Source organism: Pseudomonas sp. SWRI92, from assembly GCF_014268685.1.
GTDB classification, from domain to species: Bacteria; Pseudomonadota; Gammaproteobacteria; order Pseudomonadales; family Pseudomonadaceae; genus Aquipseudomonas; species Aquipseudomonas marvdashtae.
Genome location: NZ_JABWQY010000002.1, coordinates 252,704 through 263,707 on the forward strand (window position 1 = coordinate 252,704; position 11,004 = coordinate 263,707).

Consider the following 11,004-nt stretch of genomic DNA (forward strand, 5'->3'; position numbering starts at 1 on the left):
TCGCCACAAGGTATCTAGTCTGGCCGAACAATCTGCCCGGTCGCCAGGTCGCGAATCACGCTCGGGTTCTTGCGTCCGCCCAGATTGCCGCCCAGCACCAGATCGATCTGCCCACGGAAATATTGCTCGACGCGGATCCGCGTCCTGGCCGCCGGGCGGCCTTGGGGGTTGGCCGAGGTGGAGACAAGCGGCCCGACCAACGAGCATAAATCACGAACAATGGGATGATCGCTGACCCGCAGCGCGACGGTGTTGTGCACGCCGGTGATCCATTCCGGCAGCATGTCCTGGTGCGGCACCAGCCAGGTATTGGGCCCAGGCCAGGTGCTGGCCATGCGGTCCATCCAGGTTTCGGGGAAGTCCTCGAACAGAAAGTCGAACTGGCGGATATTGTCGGCCACCAGTATCAGCCCCTTGTCGGGCCGACGGGACTTGATCGCCAACAGGCGTTCCACCGCGTCCTCATTCCATGGGTCGCAACCCAGGCCCCAGACCGCTTCGGTTGGATAGGCAATCACCGCCCCGGCGCGAATTTCTCGCGCGGCTTGTTGCACACGCCAACTGTTGACCATGAAAGATTCTCCGCAACGCAAATAAGGCTGTGCGCAGTTTACCGATCTTCCCCATAAAACCTAGCAAGCAAAACCTAGCTTGTTCGCGCGAACCAGCGCCCGTGCTCACACGTTGCTCGTCCCTCCATTTCCAGATCGGTCAACGCCGCCAGGACCTTGGACAAGCCCCAGCCGCTGGCATCGGCCAATGCCTCACTGGTCAACGGCGCCGCATGGAGCAGGCGCAACAGCGGGTGCGTCACCGGTGTCGGCTCCGCACCGACGGGTAGCCGCTGCCAACCCCGCAAGGCTTCGAGGATGTGCTCGACGGTTTCCACCAGCGCCGCGCCGTCACGGATCAGTTGATGGCAGCCCCGGGCGCCGGGGTGATGGATCGACCCCGGAATCGCATACACCTCGCGGCCCTGTTCCGCCGCCAGGCGCGCAGTGATCAGCGAACCACTGGCGACACTGGCCTCGACCACGAGCACGCCAAGGGACAAGCCGCTGATGATTCGATTGCGGCGCGGGAAGTTGCTGGCGTGAGGCGGCGCGTCCAGCGGGAACTCCGAAAGCACCGCGCTACCCTGGGCGATCATCGCTTCCGCCAGCCGGCGATTGCGCTGTGGATAAAAATTTTCAAGACCCGTGCCCAGCACACCGATGGTTTGCCCGCCGACATCCAACGCGGCTTGATGAGCGGCCGCGTCGATGCCCAAGGCCAAGCCGCTGGTGATGACAAATCCGGCCCCGGCCAGGCTTCGGGAAAATGCCGCCGCCGTGTCCATGCCCGGACGCGATGCCCGGCGACTGCCAACCATCGCCAGCTGCGGTTTTTCCAGAATCGTCGGGTCGCCAGCCACGAACAGCAGCGGTGGCGCGCCGCTGATCTGCGCCAGCAGTGCCGGGTAGTCTGGCTGGTCCCACATCAACAAATGCTGGGCCTGGCCCTCTAGCCAGGCCATCGCATGAGCGGCGCCGTCACGGATTTCCGCAAGGCGCCGGGCCTCGGCGCACTGGGCGGGCAATCCCAGTGCGCGCCATGCGCTGGCGGGAGCGCTGATAGCTTTGGAGGCTGAGCCGAAAGCTTCCATCAGGGTCATGAAGCGTCTAGGTCCCAGGTCCGGCAAGCGATGCAAGCACAGACGGGCCTCCAGTTCCGCAGGCGGAACCGAAGCGGATTCAGGCAATGGCATAGATCAATCCTTGATCGTTAGTGACCCCGTTCAAACGAGGACAAGCTGTGGATAACTCTGTTGGTAACTTGTGAGACCCGTTATGGATTGCGCACCTTGTCGAGCACCGCCAGCGACCGCGAGGCATACAGGACCAGGCCATAACTGAGCTTGTCGTAGGTGCGGAACACCATCAGCAGGCCGGCGCGCTCGTCGGGGATCTTCACCGGCGCGCCGGTGATCCGATCACGCACCGTTTCGCCGGTCTTCATCACGGCCAGGACGTTGCCTTCGGCCAGCCCGTCGCGCCGCCCCTTGTTCAGGGTGACCACGTCCAGCGCGCCGATCTGCGTTACACCCCGTGGCACGTCGAGAATCAAGCCATTGATGTCGGATTTCGGCGCGCTGGGCATGAACGTCGAATTGATCGAGCGTTCTTCGCCGCTGAACAGGCGATCACCGAGGCGCACCTCTTGCGTGGTGCGTTGCAGGGCCAAAGTGGTGACGTCGCCTTCGGTGGCGATGATCTCGCCGCTGCCAATGTCATCGGCGTTGATGCCCAAAAATTCCTTGGTCTCAGGGTCGGTGTAGACCTTGCCCTGGCGGAAGATGCCGTACGCCGGCTGGCTCGGATCGAAATCGCCGCGGGCGAAGATACGATCACCGGTGCCGCTGAGCACGCGCTCGGCATCGCCTGCGACGATATACGGCGCCGTGTTGAAGGCTTCCGCTGTGTCGACGATGCGGTTGCTCAGCAAAAAACTGTTGATGGCTTGCAGGGGAATGCTGGGGATGGCGTCGGCTACCGGCGAACTGCGCACGCGCGGCGATAATTTGATGGTGCCGCGCGAGACGCCGCGATTGAGCGTCAGCCGTGGCTGGCCGTTGACGTAGACCAGCGACAGGGTGTCGCCCGGATAGATCAGGTTGGGGTTTTCGATCTGCGAGTTGGCCTGCCAAAGCTCGGGCCATTTCCAGGGTTCGCGCAGGTATTTGCCGGAAATGTCCCACAGCGTATCCCCCTGGACCACTGTGTATTGCTGCGGAAAACCTTCCCGAAGTTGCACTTGCCCGTGCGCGATACCGGCCGAGGCCAGGAGCAGCAGGGCGAGTAGTGATTTCCTCATGCGGTGAATCCCTTTATTATGTGCGTTCGCGTAAAACGCCAGAGCCCCCGTGGCTCGCTGCTCAAGGAGCTATTCTCCACAAGCGCATCGTTTTACAACGGTAGCCTGCATCCCAAGACACGCCAGGCCAGCCACCCGACTTTACCTCACACGTGCATTTATCAAGCTTATGGCCATTTTGAACATTCTCGAATTTCCGGACCCGCGCCTGCGCACTATCGCCAAACCGGTGGCCGTAGTGGACGACGAAGTGCGTCAGCTGGTCGATGACATGTTTGAAACAATGTATGAGGCGCCAGGCATCGGCCTCGCCGCGACCCAGGTCAACGTGCACAAGCGTATCGTCGTCATGGACCTCTCCGAAGACCGCAGCGAGCCGCGGGTGTTCATCAACCCCGAGTTCGAAACCCTGACCGACGAGATGGAGCAATACCAGGAAGGCTGCCTCTCGGTGCCGGGCTTCTACGAAAACGTCGACCGCCCGCAAAAGGTCAAGATCAAGGCCCTGGACCGTGACGGCCAGCCTTACGAACTGATCGCCGAAGGCCTTCTGGCGGTGTGCATTCAGCACGAGTGTGACCACCTCAACGGCAAGCTGTTCGTCGATTACCTGTCTAATCTCAAGCGTGACCGGATCAAGAAAAAACTGGAAAAGATCCATCGCCAGAACGCTTGATGCCCTTCTTCAAAGGCTTGCTGCGGCAAGCCTTTTTCTTTTTGCGACTGCTTTGTAACTGAGAGCTTCCCATGACTGAGCCACTGCGCATCGTCTTTGCCGGCACTCCCGAATTTGCCGCCGAACACCTCAAGGCCCTGCTGGCCAGCCCCCACGAGATCGTCGCGGTCTACACCCAGCCGGACCGGCCGGCCGGTCGCGGGCAAAAACTGATGCCCAGCCCAGTCAAGCAACTGGCCTTGGAACATGGCATCACCGTGTTGCAGCCGCCGACCCTGCGCGATGCCCAGGCCCAGGCCGAACTGGCAGCCCTGAAACCGGACTTGATGGTAGTGGTCGCCTACGGCCTGATCCTGCCGCAAGTGGTGCTGGACATCCCGCGCCTGGGTTGCATCAACAGCCACGCCTCGCTGCTGCCGCGCTGGCGCGGTGCCGCGCCGATCCAGCGCGCCGTGGAAGCGGGCGATGCCGAGAGCGGCGTGACCGTGATGCGCATGGAAGCCGGCCTGGACACCGGGCCGATGCTGCTCAAGGCCAGCACCCCCATCAGCGCCGACGACACCGGCGGCAGCCTGCACGACCGCCTCGCGCTGATCGGCCCGTCCGCCGTGGTCGAAGCCATTGCCGGCCTGGCCGCTGGCACGTTGGAAGGCGAAGTGCAGGACGACAGCCTTGCCACCTACGCGCACAAACTGAACAAAGACGAAGCCCGCATCGACTGGAGCCGCCCAGCCGTCGAGCTGGAGCGCCTGGTTCGGGCCTTCAACCCGTGGCCGATCTGCCACAGCACCTTGAACGGCGAAGCCCTCAAAGTGCTGGCGGCCAGTTGTGCCGAAGGGAAGGGTGCGCCGGGAGAAATCCTCAGCGCCAGCAAGGACGGCCTCATCGTCGCTTGTGGCGATCAGGCATTGTGTCTGACCCGTCTGCAACTGCCCGGCGGCAAGGCGCTGAACTTCAGCGACCTGTTCAACAGCCGTCGTGAGAAATTTGCCGTCGGCACCCATCTCGGCCAAGCGGTGGACGCCTCATGAACCCGCGTCTGGCCGCCGCCAAGGCACTTGCCGCCGTCCTCAGCGGCAAAGCCTCGCTGAACAGTTCCTTGCCGACCCAACTGGACAAGGTCGAAGACCGTGATCGCGGTTTCACTCAGGACCTGGCGTTCGGCACCGCCCGCTGGCAACCGCGCCTCTCGGCCCTCGCGGCCAAGCTGTTGCAGAAACCGTTCAAGGCCGCCGACGCCGACGTCGAAGCGCTGCTGCTGGTGGGGCTCTATCAACTGCTCTACACCCGCGTCCCGGCCCACGCCGCCATCGGCGAAACCGTGGGCTGCGCCGACAAGCTGAAAAAGCCCTGGGCCAAGGCCCTGATCAACGCCGTGTTGCGCCGCGCCCAGCGGGAAAGCGAAACCCTGCTGGCCGAGCTGGAGCACGACCCGGTGGTGCGCACCGCCCACCCGCGCTGGTTGCAGAAATCCCTCAAGGCGTTCTGGCCCGAGCAATGGGAAGCCATCTGCGCCGCCAACAACGCCCATCCGCCGATGATCCTGCGGGTCAATCGCCGTCATCACAGCCGCGATGCCTACCTGGCGTTACTGGGCGAGGCCGGCATCCCGGCCATCCCATGCCAGTACAGCCGCGACGGCATCGTCCTGGAAACTCCGGGCGACGTACGTGCATTGCCGGGTTTTGCCGAGGGCTGGATCAGCGTCCAGGACGAAGCCGCCCAACTGGCCGCCGACCTGCTAGAACTCGCGCCTGGCCAACGGGTGCTGGACGCCTGCTGCGCGCCGGGGGGCAAGACCTGTCACATCCTCGAGGCCGAACCGAAGCTGGCCGGCGTGGTGGCGGTGGACCTGGAGGCCAAGCGCCTGGTGCGGGTGAAGGAAAACCTTGCACGCCTGGGCCTGGACGCCGAGCTGTTCGCCGCCGACGGTCGCAACACGGCCGCCTGGTGGGACGGCAAGCCGTTCCAGCGCATCCTGCTCGACGCGCCTTGCTCGGCCACTGGGGTCATTCGTCGCCATCCCGACATCAAGCTCACCCGCCAACCGGACGACATCGCCGCGTTGGCGCAGTTGCAAGGTGAATTGCTCGACGCTTTATGGCTGACCCTCGACGTGGGCGGCATGTTGCTGTACGCCACCTGCTCGACCTTGCCGACCGAGAACACCGAAGTGATCGAAGCGTTTCTGGCTCGCACGCCGGGCGCCCGGGAGCTGGACATCGCCACCCAGGCCGGGCTCAAGCAGCCCCACGGCCGGCAATTGCTGGCCCAGGAAGGCGGGCATGACGGGTTCTACTACGCCAAGCTGATCAAGATCGCCGCCGCACGCGGTTAACCGATTCGATAGGAGTGACTGGATGAAAATCATCATCCTCGGTGCAGGGCAGGTCGGCGGTTCGCTGGCGGAACATCTGGCCAGCGAGGCCAACGACATCACCGTGGTCGACACCGACGGCGAACGCCTGCGCGACCTCGGCGACCGTCTCGACATCCGCACGGTGCAGGGGCGCGGCTCGTTGCCGACCGTGCTGCGCCAGGCCGGAGCCGACGACGCCGACATGCTCGTGGCCGTGACCAACAGCGACGAAACCAACATGGTCGCCTGCCAGGTCGCCCACACGCTGTTCCACACCCCGACCAAAATCGCCCGGGTGCGCGAAGCGGCGTACCTGACTCGCGCCGACCTCTTCGACAACGAAGCGATCCCGGTGGATGTGCTGATCAGCCCCGAACAGGTGGTGACCAACTACATCAAGCGCCTGATCGAACACCCCGGCGCCTTGCAGGTGATCGACTTCGCCGAAGGCAAGGCGCAACTGGTGGCGGTCAAGGCCTACTACGGCGGCCCGTTGGTGGGCCAGCAACTGCGCCAACTGCGCGAGCACATGCCGAATGTAGAAACCCGCGTCGCCGCGATTTTCCGCCGTGACCGGCCGATCCTGCCCCAAGGCGACACGGTGATCGAAGCCGACGACGAAGTATTCTTCATCGCCGCCAAGGCGAATATTCGCGCAGTCATGAGCGAAATGCGCCGCCTCGACGAGAACTACAAGCGCATCGTCATCGCCGGCGGCGGCCAGATCGGCGAACGCCTGGCCGAAGCCATCGAAAGCCGCTACCAAGTCAAGATCATCGAAATGAACCCGGCGCGCTGCCGCTACCTCTCCGACACCCTCGACAGCACCGTGGTGCTGCAAGGCAGCGCCTCCGACCGCGACCTGCTGCTGGAAGAAAACATCGCCGACGCCGACATCTTCCTGGCCCTGACCAACGACGACGAAGCCAACATCATGTCGTCGCTACTGGCCAAGCGCCTGGGCGCGAAGAAGGTCATGACCATCATCAACAACCCGGCCTACGTCGACCTGATCCAGGGCGGCGACATCGACATCGCCATCAGCCCGCAACTGGCAACCATCGGCACCTTGCTCGCCCACGTACGCCGCGGCGACATCGTCAGCGTCCACTCCCTGCGCCGCGGCGCGGCCGAAGCCATCGAGGCCATTGCCCACGGCGACGCCAAATCCAGCAAAGTGATCGGCAAAGCCATCCGCGACATCGGCCTGCCGCCCGGCACCACCATCGGCGCGATCATCCGCGACGAACAAGTGCTGATCGCCCATGACGGCACCGTGATCCAGACGGGCGACCATGTGATCCTGTTCCTGGTGGACAAGAAGCACATTCGCGACGTCGAGAAGCTGTTCCATGTGGGGTTGAGTTTTTTCTAACCCCCACCGTACTGATCGTTCCCACGCTCCGCGTGGGAATGCAGCCCGGGACGCTCCGCGTTCCCTCAAGAGCCGAACGCAGAGCGTCCGTAGAGGCATTCCCACGCAGAGCGTGGGAACGATCTCAACCGGTCAATCACTGACACAACCGATAAGGACGCCCCATGCTCGACTCCCTGGAAAAAATGCTCGCCAAGGGTGTGGACAACTCCCTGCTGCGCTTCGGCCTGGGCAAAGGCTACCTCGACCTAGGCGACTTCCCCCGCGCCGCCGAACACCTCCAACGCTGCGTCGAATTCGACCCCAAGTATTCGGCGGCGTGGAAACTGCTGGGCAAGGCTCATCAGGGCCAGGGCGATGCTGCGGCGGCCCGCCAAGCCTGGGAACAAGGTTTGGAAGCGGCCCGGGGACATGGCGATAAGCAGGCCGAAAAAGAAATGACTGTGTTCCTGAAAAAGCTGGATCGCCATTCCTGAACGCCACGCACCTGTGGCGTGGGAGCTTGCTCCCGCTTGAGTGCGAAGCACCCACAAAAAGCCCACCGCGTTCTCAATACCAGCCCGCCAAACAGTCAACACACAAAACCCCTGTGGCGAGGGGATCCATCCCCGCTGGGCTGCGTAGCGGCCCCAAACAGTTAGAGCGGTCTGTCTGATATATCAATGATTAACAATGACTTTTCTTAATAAATGTCTGCTTTCGGCCGATTCTGTTGAAAAAGTCGGCTTCGAATTCCGGGCGAGAAAAGTACGCGCCTGAGATTGAAATCTGAATTTTTGGCAGACAGTTCAGGACTCGGGTTTCACGTAGCCGCGTGCAACTGAGGTGTTTTCGTCCATCAATATTCGAGTGTTTCGGAAAAGCCGACTTTTTCAACACAATCGGCCAAGGAGCAGTCATTCGGCCCGTTAGATAGACCTTCTCGCTTTCCGTCTCCTTTTCCCAGAGGCATTGATGTAATCCGAATCCGACAACGAGCAAGCGGTCGCCGTGTGGAAACAAATTAACGTTTTGATGGCTGAGTGCCTTTACCCACACGGTCGGTCCGGTTACTGTTGGGGAAGAACAGGCCTTATACCTACGTGCGGTGCTGGCCTTACCGCGCCGCGATTTTGCACAGGGCTAGGCTGGGTCGCCACGGAGTAGGTATGGAACTGGACTGGAAAGCGCTATTAGACGAACTGTGGAGCTACGCCGTTTCGGATCCCAAAGAGCTGGAGGCGAAGATTCGTACGTGCCTTAAAGGGCACTCCTTCGAAGGATTACTTCAAGCCATTTCGCTTCTGATTACGCAAGGGCAGCAGGCCACCGCCAGAGCGCTTCTTACCGAATTCTTGAAAAGTCACCAGTCAGCGGATGATATCCAGCGCAGGCTTGAGCGGATTCTCCACTTCAAAAAACATCGCGCACCGCAAATGCTCTCGATTAAGAGCAAGCTACGCGGCAAAGAACAGCTCATCAAAGATATAAACGACCTCGTCGCGTCTGGCAAGTTGCAGGCTGCCGAGTCGCTCCTCCTAGAAGCTAATGATACGTTTGAAGAGCCTGAATTCCTAAATCTGCTAAGCCGTGTGTACATATTGCAAAGCCGCCCCATAGAAGGGGCTAAGGTCATGCAGCGTGCTCTCGTCCTCAGACGCCAACATCAGGCTTTTGTTGAGATTGAGCCTGAAGAACTGACAGACGATCTGCCAACGGATATTGATCTAAAATTTCTCAATGATTCAGCTGAGTATCTGACACCGCTAGGAAACCCAGCAGCTCCGACAAATAAGGCGTTGGCCGAGACAGCCGATGATTCGTTTACCTTCATTCAGCATGCGGCTTCTCAATATCCCTCGTTGAAAACTGACGGCTGGTGGGTGGAACAATCAGAATCGGTGCAATCCCAAGCTACGGAAATCCTAGATGAATCTGAGGTCGATGATGCCTCTGATACGGCTCCTGCTGCCACAGACCATTATTCTGATGAGCATGCGGCAGGAGACGAGAACACCCAGTCCGCCTCAAAAAAAACCATTCTCAAGCTCGCTCAACCACGGAAGGAGACGGAGCCTGAAGAAGGGTTAGCCAAAGTTAAGGTACTCAACAAATCGGGGCGTTCAATAATTTCTTTTCAACCAACAGATTTGAGCGACCCAGACCTACTGGATTCTGATGAGTTTCGATTGCGGCCAGCGACATTGTCAGGGATGGAGGTTCCTGCTTTCACCTCACAAGCTCACGACGAAATATCTTGTGACAACGATGAAGATGACGATGAGGATAAGGATGTCGAATACCTCCCGCTCACCGACCTAGAGCTAAACTCTCCTACTTTCCCCCTGCCAACCTTTGGGCTTGAAGATCAGGAAGATCACTTCCACTTCGACTTCGATCATGATCTGCAGGGACTATCGATCTTCGAACCTGAGGCTGAGCACGAAGATATTCATAGTGTCGTAGACGATTTTCGTGCTCTTGAAGACGATTATGCGGCTTACGCTTTTGACCCAGATGAAGTCTTTGATGGCGACGAGGCGCAGGCTAACGAGTCCGACGATGGGCCTGCTGACAAACTTTCCCGCGAAGAACGCGCACTTCAAAAAGCCGCTGAATTAATTGGAAAGGCCAATTGGCCGCTCAGTACGCTGCCTCTGATCCAACAGATTTTCGTTATGAGCGGTTGGGCGCAGACCCGGTTGGCCCTTGAGAGAGAAATCGAAAAAGGGCTCATCCCTGACGAATTAATCCTAGCTGCCCATCTCAAAGTGATCTGGTCTGAAAATGATATTTACTGGATCTCATTTGATAAAACCGGTAGCAGTCGCCTGACCCACTACGTGCTGTCCTGGCCAACAGCCTTGCTGATTGTCCGCTCCTTTGAATCTCTGCCACAGGTTGAAGAAATCGAAGTCTTCCTCGTAAGTCTTTTTACATCGTGGTACGAGAACTCCACTCTTCGTCGCGCATTTAAAGCGTTTGCCCGATATCTGTGGTTCAGGTTTGCCAATTTGGAAGGCTGCTTGCCTGCTAACCAGCCCTTTGATTTCTGTGATCCTCATGAACTCCCTGCTGAGGAATACAGCGACCTGGGGCTGTGCGACACACTGGAGTTTGAAAAAACAGAGATCCTTAGGGCCTATGGCGTATTTCAAACCAAGCACCCACAGGAGCCCGGTTGCTACTTCAGTGATAAGCCACCAATTGAAGAAACGCCTTCGCTTAATGCCGAAAAGCGCTCAAATAAAGAGGCTAGTGTCGCGGAGATACCTAGCAACATTGAGGCCGAGGAAGAGAGCATTAACAACGATGCAGATAAAGCACCGCCTCAATGGGCAGCAGCGCCGCTCGCATCTGCCTTACAGTTACAAAACGCCGACCAGTCTTCGGCAAGCATTGAGCCGTAAGGATAAGGGATTAGTCTATGAAGCCTTTCAAATTTACCCACGTTTCAGGCTGCTGGGTCAGACAAATATTACCCGGTGGCCAGAATGAACGTCGGGGCATCGTCAAAATGGCCATTGCCAGAGAGGCCGAGAATCAGCTTCAGGTTCACTGGTTCAGTCCTGAGAGGATGTTGTCGTATGTCGACGCATCTGCCGTGCGCTCAGGCTTTCAAAATGGCATGGACGTGGTCGACGAAACCCCTGGTAGTGGAGTTCGCTCGCTGGGGCACGGCATCATCATGCAGCAGCGTACTTTGGCAGGCAGCGAGCAAGTACTGGTCGATTTTCCTGAACGCGGTGAGCGCCATTGGCT

General features: G+C 59.8%; 9 protein-coding genes. 6 read left to right on the forward strand and 3 right to left on the reverse strand.

Translation table 11 applies throughout. The features are described 5' to 3' along the window. Positions 1-14: 14 nt before the first annotated feature. The 3 genes from HU762_RS04460 to HU762_RS04470 all read right to left on the reverse strand — a co-directional run bounded on the left by HU762_RS04460 (position 15) and on the right by HU762_RS04470 (position 2,853). Positions 15-572, reverse strand: a complete 558-nt coding sequence (locus tag HU762_RS04460) for an L-threonylcarbamoyladenylate synthase (protein ID WP_186633470.1) — start codon at positions 570-572, stop codon at positions 15-17. A 74-nt stretch (positions 573-646) separates the two neighbouring features. Then, a complete protein-coding gene (gene dprA / locus HU762_RS04465; protein ID WP_186633473.1) occupies positions 647-1,747 on the reverse strand; it encodes a DNA-processing protein DprA in 1,101 nt (366 codons plus the stop codon). Between the two features lie 80 nt (positions 1,748-1,827). Continuing rightward, entirely contained in the window at positions 1,828-2,853 is a 1,026-nt protein-coding gene (locus HU762_RS04470; protein WP_186633476.1) for a LysM domain-containing protein, read from the reverse strand. A 169-nt stretch (positions 2,854-3,022) separates the two neighbouring features. On the opposite strand from HU762_RS04470, the gene def reads away from it, so the two are divergent. The 6 genes from def (at position 3,023) to HU762_RS26680 (ending at position 10,652) form a co-directional block, all read left to right on the forward strand. Then, positions 3,023-3,529, forward strand: coding sequence for a peptide deformylase (gene def, locus HU762_RS04475; protein WP_053126951.1), 507 nt, complete (start codon positions 3,023-3,025; stop codon positions 3,527-3,529). Between the two features lie 71 nt (positions 3,530-3,600). Then, complete coding sequence (gene fmt, locus HU762_RS04480; RefSeq protein WP_186633479.1) at positions 3,601-4,560, forward strand: methionyl-tRNA formyltransferase; 960 nt, start codon at positions 3,601-3,603, stop codon at positions 4,558-4,560. Beyond that, the gene (rsmB, locus tag HU762_RS04485; RefSeq protein ID WP_186633482.1) at positions 4,557-5,867 is read left to right on the forward strand and encodes a 16S rRNA (cytosine(967)-C(5))-methyltransferase RsmB; all 1,311 of its coding nucleotides are present in this window, start codon (positions 4,557-4,559) and stop codon (positions 5,865-5,867) included. The genes fmt and rsmB overlap by 4 nt, the downstream gene beginning before the upstream one ends. 22 nt (positions 5,868-5,889) lie before the next feature. Next, positions 5,890-7,263 (forward strand): Trk system potassium transporter TrkA, encoded by a 1,374-nt coding sequence (gene trkA / locus HU762_RS04490; RefSeq protein WP_186633485.1) that lies wholly within the window; start codon positions 5,890-5,892, stop codon positions 7,261-7,263. A 164-nt stretch (positions 7,264-7,427) separates the two neighbouring features. Then, positions 7,428-7,739 (forward strand): tetratricopeptide repeat protein, encoded by a 312-nt coding sequence (locus tag HU762_RS04495; protein WP_186633488.1) that lies wholly within the window; start codon positions 7,428-7,430, stop codon positions 7,737-7,739. Between the two features lie 672 nt (positions 7,740-8,411). Then, entirely contained in the window at positions 8,412-10,652 is a 2,241-nt protein-coding gene (locus tag HU762_RS26680; protein WP_238340350.1) for a hypothetical protein, read from the forward strand. Positions 10,653-11,004: the final 352 nt, after the last annotated feature.

Excerpts from the sequence above, each read along its gene's own strand:
- fmt (WP_186633479.1), top strand. The coding sequence starts at position 3,601 with ATGACTGAGCCACTGCGCATCGTCTTTGCCGGCACTCCCGAATTTGCC.
- trkA (WP_186633485.1), top strand. The coding sequence starts at position 5,890 with ATGAAAATCATCATCCTCGGTGCAGGGCAGGTCGGCGGTTCGCTGGCG.
- HU762_RS26680 (WP_238340350.1), top strand. The coding sequence starts at position 8,412 with ATGGAACTGGACTGGAAAGCGCTATTAGACGAACTGTGGAGCTACGCC.
- dprA (WP_186633473.1), bottom strand. The coding sequence starts at position 1,747 with ATGCCATTGCCTGAATCCGCTTCGGTTCCGCCTGCGGAACTGGAGGCC.
- HU762_RS04470 (WP_186633476.1), bottom strand. The coding sequence starts at position 2,853 with ATGAGGAAATCACTACTCGCCCTGCTGCTCCTGGCCTCGGCCGGTATC.
- def (WP_053126951.1), top strand. The coding sequence starts at position 3,023 with ATGGCCATTTTGAACATTCTCGAATTTCCGGACCCGCGCCTGCGCACT.
- HU762_RS04495 (WP_186633488.1), top strand. The coding sequence starts at position 7,428 with ATGCTCGACTCCCTGGAAAAAATGCTCGCCAAGGGTGTGGACAACTCC.
- rsmB (WP_186633482.1), top strand. The coding sequence starts at position 4,557 with ATGAACCCGCGTCTGGCCGCCGCCAAGGCACTTGCCGCCGTCCTCAGC.
- HU762_RS04460 (WP_186633470.1), bottom strand. The coding sequence starts at position 572 with ATGGTCAACAGTTGGCGTGTGCAACAAGCCGCGCGAGAAATTCGCGCC.